A 20415-nucleotide genomic window follows, 5' to 3' on the forward strand; every position below is an offset into this window, starting at 1 on the left:
GATAACAATAAATAGGGAAAGCCCATGCAACCTGTGCTCTTCAGAACCCTGTCCCTCGGCGTCGCCATTGCCGCCGCATCCTCCTCGGCCTTCGCCGCCACGCTCGACGGCGGCGCCGTCGCCGCGCCCGACGAGTACGGCGCCAAGGTCGCCGCGCAGATCCTCAAGGCCGGCGGCAACGCGGTGGACGCCGCGGTGGCCACCGCCTTCACCCTGGCGGTCACCTACCCCGAGGCCGGCAACATCGGCGGCGGCGGCTTCATGACCCTGTACATGGACGGCAAGCCGTACTTCCTCGACTACCGCGAGGTGGCGCCGAAGGCCGCGAGCAAGACCATGTACCTGGACGACAAGGGCGAGGTGATCGAGAACCTCAGCCTGGTCGGCGCCAAGGCCGCCGGCGTGCCGGGCACCGTGATGGGCCTCTGGGAAGCCCACAAGCGGTTCGGCAAGCTGCCCTGGAGCGAGCTGCTGACCCCGGCCATCGGCTACGCGCAAAAGGGCTTCAAGGTCGCCGACAAGCAGTTCCAGTACCGCCAGGACGCCGTCGCCCTGTTCAACGGCAAGACCAACTTCGGCGACTACTTCGGCCACATGAAGGCCGGCGAGGCGTTCCTCCAGCCGGACCTGGCGAAGACCCTGGAGCGTATCGCCGACAAGGGCCCGGACGAGTTCTACAAAGGCCATACCGCCGACCTGCTGGTGGCACAGATGCAGCAGGACAAGGGACTGATCACCCACCAGGACCTCGCCGACTACAAGGTCAGGTGGCGCGAACCGATGCGCGTCGACTGGCAGGGCAACACGCTCTATACCGCGCCGCTGCCAAGCTCCGGCGGGATCGCCCTGGCCCAGTTGCTGGGCATCAAGGAAAACCGTGCCGCCGACTTCAAGGGCGTCGAGCTGAACTCCGCGCGCTACATCCACCTGCTGGCGGAGATCGAGAAACGCGTGTTCGCCGACCGCGCCGACTACCTCGGCGACCCGGACTTCTCCAAGGTCCCGGAGGCGCGCCTGACCGATCCGGCATACCTGAAGCAGCGTGCCGCCGAGGTCAATCCGACGGCGATCTCGCCGACCGAGAAGGTCCGTCCCGGCCTGGAGCCGCACCAGACCACGCACTTCTCCATCGTCGACGCCGACGGCAACGCGGTGAGCAACACCTACACCCTCAACTGGGACTTCGGCAGCGGCGTGGTGGTCAAGGGCGCTGGCTTCCTGCTCAACGACGAGATGGACGACTTCAGCGCCAAACCGGGCGTGGCCAACGCCTTCGGCGTGGTCGGCAGCGACGCCAACGCCATCGAGCCGGGCAAGCGCATGCTCTCCTCGATGAGCCCGAGCATCGTCACCCGCGACGGCAAGGTCAGCCTGGTGGTCGGCACTCCCGGCGGCTCGCGGATCTTCACCTCGATCTTCCAGGTGCTGAACAACATCTACGACTTCCACCTGCCGCTGGAGAAGGCCGTGGCCGCGCAGCGCGTGCACCACCAGTTGCTGCCCAAGGACACGATCTACTACGACGCCTACGCGCCGCTCGCCGGCAAGGTCGCCGAGGAGCTGAAGGCGATGGGCTACACCCTGGAGGACCAGGGCTGGAACATGGGCGATATCCAGGCCATCCGCGTCGACGGCAAGGCCCTGGAGACCGCCTCCGATCCCCGTGGCCGCGGCGTCGGCCTGGTGGTGAAACCCTGACAGGACGGCGGGCGGCCGACGCCGCCCGCGCCTGATTGCGTGCAACGACGATAACCCTACCAACCTACCGACACGAGATATCGCCATGAAGCCATTGCTCCACGCGTTCGCCCCCGGTGTTATGGCCCTGATGCTCCTGCTGCCGCAGGCCGCCCAGGCCAAGGAAGTCGCACCGCAACAGAAACTGTCCAACGTGGTCATCCTGGCCACCGGCGGCACCATCGCCGGCGCCGGCGCCAGCGCCGCCAACAGCGCCACCTACACCGCCGCCAAGGTGCCGGTCGACCAGTTGCTGGCCAGCGTGCCGCAGCTCAAGGACATCGCCAACGTCCGCGGCGAACAGGTGTTCCAGATCGCCTCGGAAAGCTTCACCAACGAGAACCTGCTGGAACTGGGCAAGACCGTCGCCAAGCTGGCCGATAGCGACGACGTCGACGGCATCGTGATCACCCACGGTACCGACACCCTGGAAGAGACCGCCTACTTCCTGACCCTGGTCGAGCACACCGAGAAGCCTATCGTGGTGGTCGGCTCGATGCGCCCGGGCACCGCGATGTCCGCCGACGGCATGCTCAACCTGTACAACGCCGTGGCGGTGGCCGGCGACAAGTCGGCACGCGGCAAGGGCGTGCTGATCACCATGAACGACGAGATCCTCTCCGGCCGCGACGCGAGCAAGATGGTCAACATCAAGACCGAAGCGTTCAAGAGCCCGTGGGGCCCGCTGGGCATGGTGGTCGAGGGCAAGAGCTACTGGTTCCGCGCACCGGTGAAGCGGCACACGGTGAACTCCGAGTTCGACATCAAGCAGATCTCCGCGCTGGCTCCGGTGGAAATCGCCTACAGCTACGGCAACGTCAGCGACACCGCCTACAAGGCCCTGGCCCAGGCCGGCGCCAAGGCGATCATCCATGCCGGCACCGGCAACGGCTCGGTGCCCGCGCGCGTGGTGCCGACCCTGCAGGAACTGCGCAAGCAGGGCGTGCAGATCATCCGCTCCTCGCACGTCAATGCCGGCGGCTTCGTCCTGCGCAACGCCGAGCAGCCGGACGACAAGAACGACTGGATCGTCGCCCACGACCTGAACCCGCAGAAGGCGCGCATCCTGGCCGCGGTCGCGATGACCAAGACCCAGGACAGCAAGGAGCTGCAACGGATCTTCTGGGAATACTGAGTGAACCCTTCCGGCGCCGCCTGCCGGCCGTGCCGGAAAACCGCCCGCTCCGCCGCCCATCGTGGCGGCGGGCTGGCCTAGCCGCGACGACTGTGATGGAATCCCCCGACCCGCCCTGCAGCGTACCTCCGTCACTGACCGTGAAGCCCCGCCTCGTCCGCCAGTTGCTGCTCCCCATTCCCCTGCTCCTGCTGATGCTCGGCTTCGGCTACGGCGGCTACCGGATCAGCGAGAGCGCCGGCATCCGTGCCCTCGCCGAGAATGGCGAACGCCAGCTGGAGCTGCATGCACGGACGGTCGAGAGCGAGATCAGCAAGTACACCTACCTGCCCAGCCTGCTGGAGCTGGAGCGCAGCGTCAGTCACCTGCTCACCGACCCGACGCCATACCGGCGCAACCAGGTCAACGCCTACCTCGAAGGCCTCAACCGCCGCGCCGGCAGCCGCGCGGTGTACCTGCTGGACACCAACGGCCGGGTCCTGGCCACCAGCAACTGGAGCGACCCGGACAGCTACCTCGGCGAGGACCTGTCGTTCCGCGCCTACTGGCAGGACGCGATGAAGGGCAAGCCGGGCCGCTTCTACGGCATCGGCAGCACCCGCGGCGAGCCGGGCTACTACCTGGCCCACGGCCTGGTCCACGGCGGCCGGATCATCGGCGTGGCGGTGGTCAAGGTGAAGATGGACGCCCTCGAGGAACGCTGGGAGAAGGCGCGCCTGGAAGCCTTCGTCAGCGACGAGAACGGCATCATCATCCTCTCCAGCAACCCCGCCCTGCGCCTGAAGGCGGTGCGCTCCCTGAGCGCCGACGACAAGGAGCGCCTGGCGCGCAGCATGCAGTACTACTGGTGGGCGCTGAACGAGTGGCAACCGCTGCAGCGCGAGCCGCTGGCCGCCGGTGTGGAGAAGCTCAGCTTCCCCGCCGATGAGCAGCATCCGCGCGGCGAAGCGGTCACCTACCTGGCGCAGACCCGCGCGCTGAACGACACACCGTGGAACCTGACCCTGCTCAGCCCGCTGGAAGACCTGCGCCGCGACGCGGTACGCAACGGCATGCTGGCCGCCATCGGTTTCGCCCTCCTGGCATTCCTGCTGATCGCCTGGAACGAGCGGCGCAAGGTACTCGCCACCCGCCTCGCCGCGCGCGAGGCGCTGCAACGGGCCAACGGCGAGCTGGAAGTGAAGATCGCCGAACGTACCGCCGACCTGCAGGCCAGCAACGCACGCCTGACCGCCGAGATCCACGAGCGCCAGCAGGCCGAGGACACCCTGCGCAAGGCCCAGGACGAACTGGTCCAGGCCGGCAAGCTGGCGGTGATCGGGCAGATGTCCACCAGCATCGCCCACGAACTCAACCAACCGCTGGCGGCGCTGCGTACGCTGTCCGGCAACACCGTGCGCTTCCTCCAGCGCGGCAAGCTGGAGACCGCCAGCACCAACCTCGCCACCATCAACGAACTGGTCGACCGCATGGGCCGCATCACCGCCAGCCTGCGTGCCTTCGCCCGGCGCAGCGACGACGCCGGCCAGGCCAGCCTGGCCAAGGCGGTGGACGCGGCGCTGCTGATCCTGCACGGGCGCCTGGAGCAGGACCCGCCGACCCTGCACCGGCATTTCGACGACGTGCGCCTGGGCATCGACCAGACCCGCCTGGAACAGATCCTGGTCAACCTGCTGGCCAACGCCCTCGACGCCATGAGCGGGCAGGCCGACCGCCAGCTCTGGCTGGAAGGCCGGCGCGAGGAGGAGCGCTACGTCCTGCGCGTGCGCGACAACGGCCCCGGTATCCCGCCGGCGGCGCGCGTCCACCTGTTCGAACCCTTCTTCACCACCAAGCCCGGCGAACATGGCCTGGGCCTCGGCCTGACCCTCTCGGCCAGCCTGGCCACCGCCGCCGGCGGCAGCCTCAGCGTGCAGCACCCCGAAAGCGGCGGAACCGCCTTCGAGCTGAGCCTGTCCCTGGTTCCCGCTTCCCCGACTGCGAGTCCCGCCCGATGAACGAGCCGCTTTCCGTCCTGATCGTCGAAGACGATCCGCATGTCTTGCTCGGCTGCCAGCAGGCGCTGGAGCTGGAGGACATCCCCTGCATCGGCGTCGGCAGCGCCGAGGAGGCGCTGCAACGGGTCGACCGCGACTTCGCCGGCATCGTCGTCAGCGACATCCGCCTGCCCGGCATCGACGGCCTGACCCTGCTGGAGCGTCTCAAGTCCCTCGACCCGAGCCTGCCGGTGGTGCTGATCACCGGTCACGGCGACATCTCCATGGCGGTACAGGCGATGCACGCCGGCGCCTACGACTTCATGGAGAAGCCCTTCTCTCCGGAACGCCTGGTCGAGGTCGCCCGCCGCGCCCTGGAGCAGCGCGGGCTGGCCCGCGAGGTCAGCGCGCTGCGTCGCCAGTTGGCCGGCCGCCAGGACCTGGCGCAACGGATCATCGGCCGCTCGCCGGCGATCCAGGCGTTGCGCGAGCTGATCGCCAACGTCGGCGACACCTCGGCCAACGTGCTGATCCTCGGCGAGACCGGCACCGGCAAGGAGCTGGTGGCGCGTTGCCTCCACGACTATAGCCGGCGCCACCAGCATGCCTTCGTCGCGCTGAACTGCGGCGGCCTGCCGGAGAACCTGTTCGACAGCGAGATATTCGGCCACGAGGCGCACGCCTTCACCGGTGCCAACAAGCGGCGGATCGGCAAGATCGAGCATGCCAACGGCGGCACGCTGTTCCTCGACGAGATCGAGAGCATGCCGGTCAACCTGCAGATCAAGCTGCTGCGGGTGTTGCAGGAACACACCCTGGAACGCCTCGGCTCGAACCAGTCGATCCCGGTGGACTGCCGGGTGATCGCGGCGACCAAGGCAGACCTCGCCGCCATGGGCAAGAGCGGCCAGTTCCGCAGCGACCTCTACTACCGGCTCAACGTGGTGAGCCTGGAACTGCCGGCGCTGCGCGACCGCCGCGAGGACATCCTGCTGCTCTTCGAACACTTCCTCCAGCAGTCCTCGCTGCGCTTCGACCGCCCCGCGCCGGAACTCGACCGTGCCACCGTGGCCAGCCTGATGGCCCACGACTGGCCGGGCAACGTACGCGAACTGCGCAACGTCGCCGAACGCTTCGCCCTCGGCCTGCCGGTGTTCAACAAGGGCGGCCAGGCCGTACAGACCGGCGGCCCGCGCTTCGCCGAAGCGGTGGAGGCATTCGAGAAGGCCCTGCTCGGCGACGCCCTGGCTCGCCACCACGGCAACCTGACCCAGGCCAGCCAGGACCTGGGCATGGCCAAGACCACACTGTTCGACAAGGTGAAGAAGTACGGCCTGCAATAGGCCGGGGGCCCTCTTCGCCCTGCCCACCTGGCGCAGGGCGCGATGCTTCATCCGACATTTCTCACCCGCCTGCGATTCCGCTCGGCGGATAACGCCGGGGGCGTTATCCGCCCTACCCGCCTGACGCAGCGCGTCATAGGCCATTCCTCCTCCCTCGGTGCGCCCGCGCTATCCGGGCATTCATGAATTGAACTCAAGTGTCATTTTCCCCGGCAGCTGTTTTTCGCACGAATCGTTCCGCCAATAATGCGCCCACCTTCTTCCAGTACGCCGCGCCGCGGCCGGCCTCACGAGCGAGATCGCCATCATGCTGTTCAGCCCCTATACCCTTGGCCACCTGACCCTCCCCAATCGCATCGTCATGCCGCCGATGACCCGTTCCCGCGCCGCCAGTGGCGAAGTCGCCACCGCGCTGATGGCCGAGTACTACAGCCAGCGCGCCGGCGCCGGCCTGATTGTTTCCGAAGGCACCCAGATCAGCCGGCAGGGCCAGGGCTACGCCTGGACGCCGGGCATCCACAGCGCCGAGCAGGTCGCCGGCTGGCGCCAGGTCACCGACGCGGTGCACGCCGCCGGCGGGCGCATCTTCGCCCAGCTCTGGCACGTCGGCAGGGTCTCGCACACCTCGCTGCAACCGGGCAACGCCGCCCCGGTGTCCTCCTCGGCGCTGGTGGCCGAAGGCGTGAAGGTCTTCGTCGATCCCCAGGGCCGCGGAGCGCAGGCCGGCGGCGGCGAGATGGTCCAGCACTCGGCGCCGCGCGCACTGGCAGTGGAGGAAATCCGGGAGATCGTCGCCGACTATGCCCAGGCCGCACGCAACGCCCTCGACGCCGGCTTCGACGGGGTCGAACTGCACGGCGCCAACGGCTACCTGATCAACCAGTTCATCGACTCCCAGGCCAATGCGCGCAACGACCAATACGGCGGCTCGCTGGAGAACCGCCTGCGCTTCCTCCGCGAAGTCGCCGAGGCGGTCACCGCGGTGGTCGGCAGGGAGCGCATCGGCGTGCGCCTGGCGCCGCTGACCACCCTGCAGGGCGCGGTCGACGACACCCCGCAAGCCACCTACCTGGCCGCGGCGCGGCTACTGGACGAGATCGGCGTGGCCTACATCCACATCGCCGAGGCCGACTGGGAAGACGCCCCGGCCATGCCGGCGGCGTTCAAGGAAGCGTTGCGCATCGTCTACCGTGGCAGCCTGATCTACTCCGGCATGTACACCAAGGCGCGCGCCGAGGAAGCCCTGGCCAGGGGCTGGGCCGACCTGATCGGCTTCGGCCGGCCGTTCATCGCCAACCCCGACCTGCCCTACCGCCTGGAGCACGACCTGGCGCTGGCCGACGGCGACCGCTCGACCTACTTCGGTGGCGGCGCCGCCGGCTACACCGACTACCCGAGCCTGCCGCAGGCGGCCGGTTGAACCCCCTAGCCGACCGGACCGCGAGCGCGCGGCCGGTTGGCGAAACATGCCGCCACAACCTCGCCTTTGGTCGACTAGAACCCACGGCTGGCGGGACCTAGACTCAATTCGCCAGATATTCATTATTAATAGGCCTGATTTCCTGGACAGGGGGGACCACCGATAGCATCGAGGAACATTTCGAGGAATCCGCCATGAGCAAGTCCCTGATCGTCTCCCTGGCCGCCAGCCTGGTCGTCCTGGCCGGTTGCGCCAACCCGCCGCGCAGCGTCGAGCGCCCCTACAGCGACGCCGAGATCAAGTCCTACGCCCTCGACAGCCTGGAACGCAGCGACCTCTCGCCGAAGCGCCTCGACCAGTACCGCAGCGTGCTCGGCACGCCGCACCGGCAGACCCTCTAGCGCCTTCAGACGGGGCGCCGCCAGACGCTCGCCAACCAGGGCTGCTGCTCGCGCGGCAGGCCCGGCGGCCGGTAGTAGTGCTCCAGCTCGACGAAACCGGCTTCCTCCAGTAGGCGTTTCCAGGCCGGGTAATCGTGGTGGGCACCGTAGCGTTGGCCATTCCAGCCCTCGCGGTTGTCGCCGCGCGGGTTAGAGCTGAACAGCACGCCGCCCGGTCGCAGCGCTTCGAAGAGTTCGCCGAGCACCCGCGGCAAGGCGCTGCCGGGCACATGGAACAGGCTGGCGTTGGCGAAGATGCCGTCGAAGTGCCCAGCCGGCAGTCGCAGCGCCAGGAAATTCTGTTGCCATACCTCGCAACCGCTGTCGGCCCTGGCCATCTCGACGAAGCGCGGCGTGCCTTCGAGTCCCACCGGCTGGTGGCCGAGGCGGCGGAAGGTGGCCAGGTCGCGCCCGGGACCGCAGCCGAAATCGAGGATCCGGTACGGCGGCGGCCCGTCGATTTGGCGCAGCAGCGCCTCGACGTTCTGGCTCACGTCATGGCCTCGGGTGCCCTCGCGGAAGCCTTCGGCGTTGCGCTGGTAGTCGGCCAGGGTGGTGGCGGTGATCGCGTCGAAATCCTCGGTGCTCATGTCTGCTCGCAGTGGCGGGGTTCTGCCCAGTCTAGCGCCGGCACGGGTTTCGCCTAAGGTTTTGTAATAGTTTCCCGCTGTGGCGAGAGCCCGCGACACAGTAGGATCGACTTCCCTTTGACTCTCAATGGCCATCATGACCACCCTTTCGGAGCCCCCCAGTCGTCCTTCCGGACAACCCTCCCCGCTTCGCCTTCGCCACCTGCGTCCGCCCCTCGACGCCGAATCCCTCGCCTCGTCCCCCTCCGTCACCGCCGGCTGCCGCAGCCGCGCCGTGCAGCGTCGCGCCAGCGCGACGGCCAGCCGGACCGGGAGGTAAGCGCACATGGAATGGATAGCTGACCCGACTGCCTGGCTCGGCCTGGCGACCCTGATCGTGCTGGAGATCGTCCTCGGCATCGACAACCTAGTGTTCATCGCGATCCTCGCCGACAAGCTGCCGCCGCACCTGCGCGACCGCGCCCGGGTCCTCGGCCTGTCGCTGGCGCTGCTGATGCGCCTGGGCCTGCTGGCGAGCATCTCGTGGATGGTGACCCTCACCGAGCCGCTGTTCGAGGTATTCGGCAAGAGCTTCTCCGGCCGCGACCTGATCATGCTGTTCGGTGGCGTGTTCCTGCTGTTCAAGGCCACCATGGAGCTGCACGAACGCCTCGAAGGCCATGTCGCCCAGCACGCCGGCAACAAGACCTACGCGCTGTTCTGGCCGATCGTCGCGCAGATCGTGGTGCTCGACGCGGTGTTCTCGCTCGACGCGGTGATCACCGCGGTGGGCATGGTCGAGCACCTGGAAGTGATGATGATCGCGGTGATCGTCTCCATCGGCCTGATGATCGTCGCCAGCAAGCCGCTGACCCGCTTCGTCAATCGTCACCCGACGGTGATCATGCTGTGCCTGGGCTTCCTGATGATGATCGGCTTCAGCCTGACCGCCGAGGGCCTGGGCTTCCATATCCCGAAAGGCTACCTGTACGCGGCCATCGGCTTCTCGATCCTCATCGAGGTGTTCAACCAGGTCGCCCGCAAGCGCCGCAAGAAGAGCCTGCAGGGCCACCGCCCGCTGCGCGCGCGTACCGCCCATGCGGTGCTGCGCCTGCTCGGCGGCCAGCGCCTGGAGGCCGACGAGGTCGGCGAGGAAGTCGCCGACCTGTTCGAGGAGGGCGACGACCAGGTGGTCTTCGACCGCCGCGAGCGGGTGATGATCAGCGGCGTGCTGCAATTGGCCGAGAAGCCCATCCGCAGCCTGATGACGGTACGCGCCGAGGTCGACTGCATCGACCTCGACAGCGGCCGCGAGGCGATCCGCGCGGCGCTGCTCGAATCGTCCTACTCGCGCCTGCCGCTGGTGCGCGACGGGCGCGTCGAGGAGCCGCTGGGCTACGTGCACAAGAAGGAACTGCTCAAGGAGCTGCTCGCCGGCGCCCAGCCGGACCTGGAAAGCCTGGCCCGCCAGCCGCTCAACCTGTTGCAGGACTGCTCGATCCTCAACGCCCTGGAGCAGATGCGCGAGGCCTCGACCCACGTGGCCTTCGTGGTCAACGAGTTCGGCGAGTTCATCGGCCTGCTGACCCTGACCGACATTCTCGAATCCATCGCCGGCGAGCTGCCCGACGCCAGCGAGATCGACGGTCCGGACGTGGTCGAGGAGAACGACGGCTACCTGGTCAGCGGTGCCATGAACCTCAGCCAGGTGCGTCGACGCGTGGGGTTCGACGCGCGCGCCACGGAGGACTACCAGACCCTCGCCGGGCTGGTGATGAGCCTGCTCGACCGCCTGCCGGTGATCGGCGACCGCCTGCAGTGGCAGGACTGGGAACTGCGGGTGGTGGAAGTGGAAGAACGCCGGGTGACCCGGGTCCTGCTGCGCAGGGGCTGAGCGAAGCGGCGGCCGCCGATCCGGCCGCCGTCCTCCCCGGCGCAGCGGCAGACCGCTACAGGCGGCGCTGCCAGGCCTGCGCCTGCTCGTCCTTCACCACCTCGACGAAAGCTTGCGGCAACAGGGTGCGGAACGGGCCTTCGTCAGCCTCGGCCAGCTCGACCATCCGCGCGATCATTTCCTCCGGATCGTACTGCTCGAAGGGAAAGCGCACGCCGCTGTGGTCGGTGAAGTGGCGCTGCGGGTCGTACCAGCGTTTCCAGGTTTCCATCATGCGATCGTTGAAGCCGGTCTGGTACGGGCCGGGATTGATGGTGCCAACCTGGATGCCGAACGGCTTCAGTTCGGCATGCAGGGCCTCGGCGAAGGACTCCAGGGCATGCTTGGAGGCGCAGTAGGGGCCGGTATAGGGTCCGGTGATCAGGCCGGCGATGGACGACACGAAGAGCACCTTGCCGCCACGCTTCTGCTCGACCATGCGCCGGACGAAACCCTGGGTCAGTTCCAGGTTGGCGAACACGTTGGTCTCGAACAGCGCGCGCACCAGTTCCAGCGGGATCTCCGCGCTGGCCCCGGCCTCGGCGCTGCCGGCGTTGTTCAGCAGCACGTCGATATCCCATTCCCAGGCGCGTTCGCGATCGGCGGCGACGGTGATGTCGAGGGTTTCCACCCGCAGCGGAACGCCACGCCGCCCGGCCTCTTCGCGCAGGTCGGCGGCCTGCCCGGCGCCGCGCACGCCGGCGATCGTCCGATGGCCGCGGGCGGCCAGGCGCAACGCCACTTCCCGACCGAAGCCGCTGCCGGCCCCGGTCACCAGGATTCGCTTCTGTTTCATCTCGATTACCTCTGGATTGTTGCCATGGCCACGGCGGCCTCGGCGATGGATTGGTCCTGGGCCGCGCTGGCGCCGGAGACGCCGACGCCACCCAGGCAGGAACCGCCGGCATCGCCCAGCGGCATGCCGCCGGCGAAGCAGGCCAGCCCGCCGTTGCTCTGCTCGATGCTCCACAACGGCTGGCCCGGCCCGGCGAGTCGGCCCAGCTCGCCGCTGGGCAGGCGGAACAGCGCGGCGCTGCGCGCCTTGCGCTGGGCCAGGTCGATGGCACCGGGAACGCTGTCGTCCATCCGTACGAACGCCAGCAGGTTGGCATGGGCGTCGACCACCGCGACGCAGACCGCCAGGCGCTGCCGCTGCGCTTCGGCAATGGCCGCCGCGATGCAGCGTTGGGCATGTTGCAGAGACAGGTGGGTAGACATGGCCGGCGTCCTCATCGAGTGCTTGCGGGCCAGTCTAGAAAGGTCGAAGCTTTAACAGAACCGGCCTTCTCCTACGTAGACTTTCAAGTTTTTCTAACAATGAATCGACGCGATCCCCTCGCCGGCCTGCATGTCTTCAGGCAGGTCGCCGACACCGGCAGCTTCACCCGCGCCGCCGCCCTGCTCGGGGTGACGCCGGCAGCGGTGAGCCAGGCGATCAACCAACTGGAAGCCGAGCTGCGTCTCAAGCTGTTCCACCGCACCACCCGCGGGGTCAGCCTGAGCGAGGCCGGGCAGCGCTACCACGAACAGACCGAACAGCCCTACCGCGACCTGGTGCGCGCCCGCGAAGCGCTCGGCGAAAGCCTCGCGGAACCCTCCGGGCAGCTGCGCATCAGCGCCCTGCACCTGGCGAAGAACCTGGTGATCGCACCGATGCTCAACGAGTTCGTGCGACGCTACCCGAAGGTACAACTGGAGATCCGCTACGAGGACCAGTTGGTGGATATCGTCAGGGAACGACTGGATGCCGGCATCCGCCTGGCCGACGCCCTGCAGCCGGGCATGGTCGGGGTGCAACTGACAGCGCCGCTGGCGTGCCTGCTGGTGGCCACTCCGGCCTACCTCGCCGAGTACGGTACGCCGGCCAGCGTCGCCGACCTCGATGGGCATGCCGCCGTGCGCTTCCGTTTCCCGCGCAGCGGCCGCCTGCACAAGTGGCGCTTGCAGGAAGACGGGCGGGAACTGGAAGTGGACCTGCCGGCACGCTTCGTCAGCACCGACACCGAGGCGATCATCGAGGCGGCCCGCGCCGGCGCAGGGATCGCCCAGGCATTCATCCGCGAGCGGGTCGCCGCGGACCTCGCCGCCGGGCGCCTGGTGGAAGTGCTGCCTGGCAGTTGCCTGCCGCTGCCGCCGATGTGGCTGTATTACCTGAACCGCCGCCACGTACCGGCCAAGCTGCGCGCCTTCATCGAACTGCTACGCGAGTGGCGGCAGCCGGCCTGAACCTCAGCGGCCCTTGCCGGCCGGCCCCGGCCGGCTCAGCAGGAGGTCGTCCGGTCCGTCGATCTCGATGAAGCGACCGCTTTCCAGCGCCTCCTCCAGCGGCGTGCCGGCGAGCACGTCGGCCTTGCGCAGGGCGCTGGAGAAACGCAGGTCGGCGCTGGCCTCGACCTTCGCCAACGGCACTTGGTAGGTCTTGAACGCACCGTAGCGGAAGCCTTCGCTGGGCATCATCCCTTCCTGCCCCAGCAGGTAGGCGGACACTCCCAGTTCGCCGCTGTCGGCGTCGATCATCGCCACCACCTTCCAGAACTCCAGCGGCACCTGCACGCCCTGGTAGAGCGGATCGTCGTCGCGGAACACCGGGCCGGTGAACACCGAGATGCGGAAGCCCTCGCTCCTGGCGTTCTGCAGCACGTAGTCCTCCAGCGACAGCCAGCTGCGCTGGTTGAGCTGCGCCACCTGGGGCACCGCGTTGGTGTAGACGAAGGTGTCGTCCTCAGCCTGCCGGGCGACGGCATCGCTGTCGCCCCAGCCGGGATCCTCGCGACGCACCATGTGGCCCTTGTCGAACGAAGCCGGGCCGTAGAAGTCCTTGTGTCCGACCTGCGCGGCCGCCTCGATGCGCGGGTCGAAGCCCCAGGAATCCTTGCGCTTGAGCGAACGCTTGAGCGCGCCGTCGATATTCACCGCGGTGAGGATCGGCAAGCGCCGGCTGGCGCTCATCACCACCGAGAAATGCAGATAGTCCAGGCGCGTGCCCTTGCCCACCGGCAGCACCTGGTGGCTCTTGCCCGGCTTGGGCAAGGCCGCCTTCGGCCCGAGGAAGGCCTCGTCGAAACCCTTGCGCTCGGCCAGGTCGGTGACGCTGCGCTGCTTTTCCTGGAAGCGCGGCACGCCGCGCTTCAGCTCCGCCCCGGCCACCGGCACCCAGGCGCGACGCGCCAGCAGGCTGCGGATCACGCTGGCCTTCACCGCATAGTTGGTCTTGCGGAACTGGCCGCCGAAGTGCAGGCCGACCACCTCGCCGCCGTCGATCGAAAGCACCGCCGAGCCGGAATTGCCGCCCAGGGTCGAGCAGTCGTGGGTCAGGTACCAGGCGTCATGGGGCAATCCCACGACTTCGCCGGGAGCGAAGCGCTTGACGTCGTAGATGTTGCCGAAGATATCTTCCATCGCCCCGGCGTCGTTGCGGCTGTCGCGCGCCGGATAGCCGACCACCGCCACCGCCTGGCGCGGCTCGGCATCCTGGCGCGCGAGGACCAGCGGCGGCGGCAGCAGGTCGCCCTTCACTACCTGGAGGATCGCCATGTCCGGCGCCTCGGAGACGTCCGGGGCGATCCACAGGACCCGCGCGATCACATGCTCGTCGCTTTCCGGCTGGCGGTATTCCTCGCGGAAGTCCACGCGGGTGCGCACCTGCTTGCCGGCCTGGTTGAGACGGAAGCGGAACAGGCTGCCCTGGCGCTCGGCGAACAGGCTGGCGACATGCCGGTTGGTGACGATCAGGTCGTCCTCGATGCGCCAGCCGGTACCGCACCAGTCCATGCTGTCGTGGTCGATCAGTTCCAGCCGACCGACCGAGCGGATCGGCGTGGCCAGCGCGGCGCGATGCTTCTTCAGGCGCTGCTCCAGGCCGGCCAGCGGCGCTTCGTCGAAGATACCGTTCTTCACCAGCAGCACCGGCCGGCTCTTGAGCAGGACGATCGCCTCGCTGAAGCGCCGCGAGTCGAAGAACGAGGCGTCGGATTCCGGCGACACGCTCTTGCCCAGGTGGTCGGCGATCTGCTCGCGGCTGGCGTTGTACGCCGGCACGTTGCTCCACTCACCGCGGGCGGCGAGGTGGGCGAGTTCCTCGCGGGTGCCCTTTTCCTTCAGTACCGAGCAGACCCGCAGTTCTTCCGGCGTGGCCCGCCGGGGGTTGCGCTTGCGCATGGCCATGTCCCTCGCTGGGCGGATATCCCAGGCAGGAGTCTAGCCGAGGGACATGACAGGGCCATGTCCCGCTGGCGCACCGCCGCGCAGCTCAACCGGCGAACAGCCGGTAGGCCGGGTTGTGGGTTTCCTCCCAGTACGGATAGCCGATGGCTTGCAACGCCGCCTCCAGCTCGCCGCGCTCCTCGTCCGGCACCTGCAATCCGGCCAGCACCCGACCGTCGGCGGCGCCGTGGTTGCGGTAGTGGAACAGGCTGATGTTCCAGCGCGAGCCGAGCTTGTCGAGGAAGTTCAGCAAGGCCCCGGGGCGTTCGGGAAACTCGAAGCGGAACAGCCGCTCGCGGCGCACCTCGGTACCGTGGCCGCCGACCATGTGGCGGATGTGCAGCTTGGCCATCTCGTTGTCGGTCAGGTCGAGTACCGGGAAGCCCTGCTCGCGCAGGCCGGCGAGCAGGTCGGCGCGGCTGTCGATGAGCGGATGGGTCTGCACGCCGACGAACAGGTGGGCCTGGCGGTCGCTGTGGTAGCGGTAGTTGAACTCGGTGATCTGGCGCCGGCCCAGCGCCGCGCAGAAGGCCTTGAAGCTGCCCGGCCGCTCGGCCACGGTGACGGCGATGATCGCTTCGCGCTGTTCGCCCAGTTCGGCGCGCTCGGCAACGTGGCGCAGGCGGTCGAAGTTGATGTTGGCACCGGAGTCGATGGCCACCAGGGTCTGCCCCTCGGTGCGTTCGCGGGCCACGTACTTCTTGATCCCCGCTACGGCCAGGGCGCCGGCCGGCTCGGTGATCGAACGGGTGTCGTCGTAGATGTCCTTGATCGCCGCGCAGATTTCGTCGCTGCCGACGGTGATCACCTCGTCGACATGGTCCTTGCAGACCTCGAAGTTGCAAGCGCCGATCTGCGCCACCGCCACCCCGTCGGCGAACAGCCCGACCTGGCCCAGCACCACCCGTTCGCCGGCGGCCAGCGCCGCCTGCAGGCAGTTGGAATCCTCCGGCTCGACGCCGATCACGCGAATATCCGGACGCAGGTGCTTGACGTAGGCGGCGATCCCGGCGATCAGGCTGCCGCCGCCGACCGGCACGAAGATCGCGTCGAGGCGGCCGCTGTGCTGGCGGAGGATCTCCATCGCCACCGTGCCCTGTCCGGCGATCACGTCCGGATCGTCGTAGGGTGGGACGAAGGTCATGCCTTCGCGCTCGGCCAGTTGCAGGGCATGGGCCAGCGCATCGGGGAAGGCGTCGCCGTGCAGCAACGCCTCGCCGCCGCGCGCCAGCACGCCCTTGACCTTGAGCTCGGGAGTGGTGCGCGGCATCACGATCACCGCCCGCACGCCCAGGCGCTGCGCCGCCAGGGCCAGGCCCTGGGCATGGTTGCCGGCGGAGGCGGTGATCACCCCGCGAGCCTTCTGCTCGTCGCTCAGGCGCGCGACACGGGTGTAGGCGCCGCGGATCTTGAAGGAGAACACCGGCTGCAGGTCCTCGCGCTTGAGCAGCACCCGGTTGCCCAGGCGCTGGGACAACTGCGGCGCGACCTGCAAGGGGGTTTCCACGGCGACGTCGTACACCGGCGCGGCCAGGATGCTTTCCACGTAGCCGGCCAGCAGGGGTTTGCTTGCGCTGAGGGTCGAGGCGCTCATCGGCTGGCCTCCGCGCTCGCCGCCACCGAGGCCAGCAGGTCGGTGCCGTAGGAGTTGTCCACCGCGCAGCGCCACTGGCCATCGGCCTCCTGGCGGAACACGTAGGTGGCCCGACGTTGCAGGCGTCCGGCCTTCGACTCGATCACCGCCTCGGCCATGACCAGCGCCGTATCTCCCGCCTCGATCACCCGTAGGTCGTGCTGGCGCACTCGCAGGCTGTGCTCGAAGTGCCGGGCGATGGCGTCGAACGCCTGGCGGATCTGCGCCTTGCCGCAGGCGTTGAGGCCCGGCTTGACCACCAGGGTGGCGTCGTCGCAGTAGAAATCCATCAGGGCATCGAACTGCCCGGCATTGATCAGGGCGTCGGCCCGGCCAACGAGGTTCTGGAGGGTCTGGTGCTGCATGCTGTTCTCCCGGTTCGGTGGTTTTGGCCCAGGAGACAGAACGAAGAACCCGCCTCGAGGGCGGGTTCGGAGTGGACGCTGGCTAACCCGCCATAGCTGGAATGGCGGTAATAATGCTGCGGCGGGTAAGCAGGGTCGCGAAGGTCATGGGTATCGAAACTACGGCGCAGGCCCGTTGGCTGTCAAGCGGTCCGGCCGCGCCGGCAGGAAAAAGCCCCTGCCGCGATGGCAGGGGCTTGCCGTTTTGGCCGAACACCGCCGGAGGTCAGCGGGTCAGCAGCACCTTCTGCGGCTGCGAGCCGCTCACGGTGACCAGCTTGGTGACGGTGCCGCCCTCGGTGATGGTCTTGCCATCGCTCTGGGCGCTCCAAGTCAGCTCGCTGGAAATGTAGTAGGTGCCGTTGGGGATGTGGTCGAAGTCGAAGCGACCGTTCTGGTCGGTGGTCGCCTCGCGCACGTAGGTGGCGCGTCGCGGGTCGAGCACCGGCGGTTGCACGTCGGGATCGCGCTTGGCGGCATCGAGGTTGCCGAACTTCGCGTAGTAGGCCTTCATGTAGCTGGTCGCAGGCTCCAGGGTGACCTTGGTGTTGGTCCCCTTCTGGATCGCACCCGACGCACTGGTCAGGTACAGGTCGCCGTTGATCACGCCCTCGCCCACCTGCTGGGTCGCCGCGTATTCATGCTCCGGGAAATCCGGCAGGTCGTTGGGGTTGGAGGCGCAGGCCGCCAGGGCCGCGGTCATGGCCAGGAGGCCGAGGTTCTTCTTGATCGAAAGCATGGGCAATTCCTTTTTTCAAGCGAAGGTAACGAGTCCGTTGTGCGGCACCGACCGCGTGCTCAGGAGCGACGCCCGAGCAGGAAGCCGGCGAGCAGGCCCACCGCGGTGGTGATGGCCACGGTCTGCCAGGGATTGGCGCCGATATAGCTTTCCGTCGCATCCACCGCGTGGCGGCTGCGTTCGGCCACGGCGCTACCGCCCTTGCCGAGGGCATCGTTGGCCTTCTCCAGCAGCGCGCCGATCCGCGCACGGGCGCTATCGGCCTTGTCGCCGGCGAAGGCGGCGCTGTCGGCGAGCATGCTGTTGGCTTCGGAGAGCAGTTCCTGCAGCTCGCTGTAGCTCTGGTGCTGGATCTGCTCGAGGTTGTCTTTCACTGCGTTCTTGCGTGCCATCGAAGAGGCTCCCTGAAAAATGACTTGCAAAGGAGTTGATAGGCGCCGCAGTGAAAAAGTTCAGAGGAAATCGCCGGGAAGAACCGACGCCCAGGCAGTGGGCGCCGGCTTCCGTGGCCTGCCTGCCGTCAGAACGCGTAGATCGCCGAAAGAATCGCCGTGCGACCGTCGCCGTACTCGATGGCCGAGGAGCGCGACTGGTTGCCGTACACCTGGCGCACCCGCTCGACGTAGGCCTTGTCGAACAGGTTGTCGAGGTTGAGTTGCAGTTTCAGGTCGCGCGTCGCCTGGTAGCCGAGCATCATGTTGTGCACCCAGTAGGCATCCAGCTTGCCGTTGTCCACCGAGGTGACGTTGCGCTGGCTGACGTAGCGTGCGCCATAGCCCAGGGTCACGCCCTCGGGCAGTTCGTAGGTGCTCCAGAGGCTCAACGAGCGCGGCGGGGTATTGCCCAGGGCCTGTCCCTCACGCTGCGGGTTGCTGGATTTCAGGGTTTCGCTGTCGAGGTAGGTGTAGGTGGCGAAGAGGTCCCAGTGCTCGTTCAGCTTGCCGCTGGCGCTCAGCTCCAGGCCACGCACGCGCTGTTCGCCGGCAAGCACGTAGCTGCCGTCGGCCAGGCGTTCGCGAGCGTCCTCCTTCTTCACCTGGAACAGCGCCGCGTCCAGCTCCAGGCGCCGTCCGAGGAACTCCCACTTGGTGCCCAGCTCGTAGGTGCTGTTCTTCTCCGGCGCCAGGCCTCCGGTCGCCTCGGTCACGCCCGAGCCGGTGGTGACCAGGTGTTCCGCCGAGGGGTTGAAGGAGGTGCCGTAGGAGAAGTACACCCGCCCGTTCTCCAGCGGCTTGAATACCAGCCCCGCCCGTGTGCTCAGCTTGCCGTCGGAACTGTCGGCGCGCACCGTCGGCTTGCCTGAGGGCGTGCTCCGCGAGGTGCCGTCGATCCAGTCGTAGCGCAGGCCCAGGCTGAGGTCCCAGCGCTCGTCCAGGGCGATGGTGTCGAAGGCGTACAGCGCCTTGACCTCCAGTTCGGTCCGGTTGCGCGCGCTGTCGCGCTTGTCGGTGGGGCCGTTCCAGTAGCCCGGCGGGTTGTGCAGGTCGAAGCCGTTGGCCGGGTAGAACTTGCCCAGGTTGTAGGAGTAGGTGGTGCGGTCGTAGGTCTCGCGGGACAGCTCGAAGCCGCCGATCAGCGTATGCGCCAGGCCGAAGGTGTCGAAGCGGCCGGTGAGGTTGGTCTGGTTGATCCACATCCGCGTCTTCGAATCGCGCCCATAGGCTTGCGGTCCCGCCGGCAGGTAGCGACCCGGCGGCAGGCCCTTCTGGTTGACGTGGGAGGCGGAGATCACCGTGTCCCGATGCAGGTGGGAATAGCGGATGAGGTTCTGCAACTGGAAGTCGTCGCTGAAATCGTGTTCGAGCTTGAGGGTGGCGACGTCGTTGTCGATCCGTTCCTCGTCCAGGTTGCGCCAGCCAAAATAATCGTGGCGGCTGACGCCGTCCAGCTTGCGCCCGTTCAGCGCCGGCACGCCATAGTCGGGAAGGTTGTCGTCGCGCTGGTGGAAGTAGCTCAGGGTCAGGCGGGTCGGGGTGTCCAGGCCGAAGGTCAGGGATGGCGCGATGCCCCAGCGCTGCTTGTCGATCTGTTCGCGCCCGGCGACGTCGTTGTGGTGGGCCATGAGGTTGAGGCGGAAGGCGGTCGATTCGCCAAGCCCTTCCAGCGGCTGGTTGGTGTCCAGGGTCAGGCGCCGGTAGCGGTCCGTGCCCAGTCCGGCGCCCAGGTGGGTGAAGGCTTCGGCCTTGGGCTGCTTGCTGACCATGTTGATGCTGCCGCCGCTGGTGCCGGCGCCGCCGAACACCGAGTTCGGTCCCTTGATCACTTCCACCGCCTCCAGGTTGAACAGGTCGCTGCGGCTGGTCTGGGCGCTGTCGCGCAGCCCGTCCACCTGCATGTTGGCGTTGGCGCTGAAGCCGCGGATGTTGATGCTGTCGCCGGAACCGCCGCCGCCCTCGCCGGCGTTGAAGGTGATGCCGGAGACGTTGGACAGCACCTGGCGCAGGCTCAGGGCGTTCTGCTCCTGGATCACCTTTTGCGGCACCACCGTGACGGTCTGCGGGGTATCCAGCAGCGGCACGGCGTACTTGGCCGAGGCCGAGCGTTCGACCCTGGACGACGCCTGCTCGCCGGTGACCGTGTCGGCTCCCAGTTCCAGGGGATCGTCCTTGCGCGCCGCGTCCTCGGCCAGGGCCGGCGAGGAGCAGGCGGCCATCAACAGCATCAGCGGCGCCAGCGGGCGTTTGGTGGGCAAGGGGGACGGCTCGTTGCGACGATCCATGAAGTACTCCATCTTGGTTATTGAGAATCATTGGCATTTGATTGATGGAGGGTTTTTTTCACAAGCCGGACAGCTCCGAAAAAGCTCCCGGAAAAATCTGATAACCAACGGCAGAGTCCCGGAACAGAGGGCTCGCCGCGCGGCCCTTCTGCCAGGCGGCGACC

17 protein-coding genes are annotated in these 20415 nt (G+C 67.8%); 8 read left to right on the forward strand and 9 right to left on the reverse strand.

Features of this window, described 5'->3' with window-relative positions; translation table 11 throughout:
- The first annotated feature begins 24 nt into the window (after positions 1 to 24).
- The 6 genes from ggt (at position 25) to ACYAF3_RS29515 (ending at position 8012) form a co-directional block, all read left to right on the forward strand.
- Positions 25 to 1698, forward strand: coding sequence for a gamma-glutamyltransferase (gene ggt, locus ACYAF3_RS29490; protein ID WP_003082758.1), 1674 nt, complete (start codon positions 25 to 27; stop codon positions 1696 to 1698).
- Between the two features lie 85 nt (positions 1699 to 1783).
- Complete coding sequence (locus tag ACYAF3_RS29495; protein ID WP_003104093.1) at positions 1784 to 2872, forward strand: asparaginase; 1089 nt, start codon at positions 1784 to 1786, stop codon at positions 2870 to 2872.
- A gap of 95 nt (positions 2873 to 2967) precedes the next feature.
- Entirely contained in the window at positions 2968 to 4869 is a 1902-nt protein-coding gene (locus ACYAF3_RS29500) for a sensor histidine kinase (protein ID WP_116680143.1), read from the forward strand.
- Between the two features lie 44 nt (positions 4870 to 4913).
- Positions 4914 to 6191: a two-component response regulator AauR gene (aauR, locus tag ACYAF3_RS29505; RefSeq protein WP_003123072.1), complete on the forward strand. Its 1278-nt coding sequence runs from the start codon at positions 4914 to 4916 to the stop codon at positions 6189 to 6191.
- A gap of 307 nt (positions 6192 to 6498) precedes the next feature.
- Positions 6499 to 7611, forward strand: a complete 1113-nt coding sequence (locus tag ACYAF3_RS29510; RefSeq protein WP_014603102.1) for an alkene reductase — start codon at positions 6499 to 6501, stop codon at positions 7609 to 7611.
- Between the two features lie 194 nt (positions 7612 to 7805).
- A complete protein-coding gene (locus ACYAF3_RS29515) occupies positions 7806 to 8012 on the forward strand; it encodes a hypothetical protein (RefSeq protein WP_003086874.1) in 207 nt (68 codons plus the stop codon).
- A gap of 5 nt (positions 8013 to 8017) precedes the next feature.
- On the opposite strand, the gene ACYAF3_RS29520 is transcribed toward ACYAF3_RS29515, so the two are convergent.
- Positions 8018 to 8641: a class I SAM-dependent DNA methyltransferase gene (locus ACYAF3_RS29520; protein ID WP_033992298.1), complete on the reverse strand. Its 624-nt coding sequence runs from the start codon at positions 8639 to 8641 to the stop codon at positions 8018 to 8020.
- A gap of 325 nt (positions 8642 to 8966) precedes the next feature.
- Here ACYAF3_RS29520 and ACYAF3_RS29525 point away from each other — a divergent pair, with 325 nt between their 5' ends.
- Positions 8967 to 10514: a TerC family protein gene (locus ACYAF3_RS29525; RefSeq protein WP_003082751.1), complete on the forward strand. Its 1548-nt coding sequence runs from the start codon at positions 8967 to 8969 to the stop codon at positions 10512 to 10514.
- Between the two features lie 55 nt (positions 10515 to 10569).
- On the opposite strand, the gene ACYAF3_RS29530 is transcribed toward ACYAF3_RS29525, so the two are convergent.
- Both ACYAF3_RS29530 and ACYAF3_RS29535 read right to left on the reverse strand, forming a co-directional pair.
- A complete protein-coding gene (locus tag ACYAF3_RS29530; protein WP_088002649.1) occupies positions 10570 to 11349 on the reverse strand; it encodes an SDR family oxidoreductase in 780 nt (259 codons plus the stop codon).
- Between the two features lie 5 nt (positions 11350 to 11354).
- Positions 11355 to 11786, reverse strand: coding sequence for a GlcG/HbpS family heme-binding protein (locus ACYAF3_RS29535; RefSeq protein ID WP_003082743.1), 432 nt, complete (start codon positions 11784 to 11786; stop codon positions 11355 to 11357).
- A gap of 84 nt (positions 11787 to 11870) precedes the next feature.
- Here ACYAF3_RS29535 and ACYAF3_RS29540 point away from each other — a divergent pair, with 84 nt between their 5' ends.
- Positions 11871 to 12779, forward strand: coding sequence for a LysR family transcriptional regulator (locus ACYAF3_RS29540; RefSeq protein ID WP_003123074.1), 909 nt, complete (start codon positions 11871 to 11873; stop codon positions 12777 to 12779).
- 3 nt (positions 12780 to 12782) lie between these two features.
- Here the strand turns inward: ACYAF3_RS29540 and ACYAF3_RS29545 are convergent, their stop codons facing one another.
- The 6 genes from ACYAF3_RS29545 to ACYAF3_RS29570 all read right to left on the reverse strand — a co-directional run bounded on the left by ACYAF3_RS29545 (position 12783) and on the right by ACYAF3_RS29570 (position 20251).
- Entirely contained in the window at positions 12783 to 14711 is a 1929-nt protein-coding gene (locus ACYAF3_RS29545; RefSeq protein ID WP_031756150.1) for a DNA/RNA non-specific endonuclease, read from the reverse strand.
- Between the two features lie 91 nt (positions 14712 to 14802).
- Positions 14803 to 16350 carry a threonine ammonia-lyase, biosynthetic gene (gene ilvA / locus ACYAF3_RS29550; RefSeq protein WP_003159875.1) on the reverse strand — a complete coding sequence of 516 codons (1548 nt, stop codon included), beginning with the start codon at positions 16348 to 16350 and terminating at the stop codon, positions 14803 to 14805.
- A complete protein-coding gene (locus ACYAF3_RS29555; protein WP_003082737.1) occupies positions 16347 to 16754 on the reverse strand; it encodes a YybH family protein in 408 nt (135 codons plus the stop codon). Before ACYAF3_RS29555 ends, ilvA begins: the two co-directional genes overlap by 4 nt.
- Before the next feature lie 265 nt (positions 16755 to 17019).
- Entirely contained in the window at positions 17020 to 17532 is a 513-nt protein-coding gene (locus ACYAF3_RS29560) for a hypothetical protein (RefSeq protein ID WP_003123080.1), read from the reverse strand.
- A gap of 59 nt (positions 17533 to 17591) precedes the next feature.
- A complete protein-coding gene (locus tag ACYAF3_RS29565) occupies positions 17592 to 17924 on the reverse strand; it encodes an ElaB/YgaM/YqjD family protein (protein ID WP_003082731.1) in 333 nt (110 codons plus the stop codon).
- A gap of 128 nt (positions 17925 to 18052) precedes the next feature.
- On the reverse strand, positions 18053 to 20251 hold the full coding sequence (locus tag ACYAF3_RS29570; protein WP_003082728.1) for a TonB-dependent receptor: 2199 nt from the start codon (positions 20249 to 20251) through the stop codon (positions 18053 to 18055).
- Positions 20252 to 20415: the final 164 nt, after the last annotated feature.

This window comes from Pseudomonas sp. TZ252, assembly GCF_056110345.1.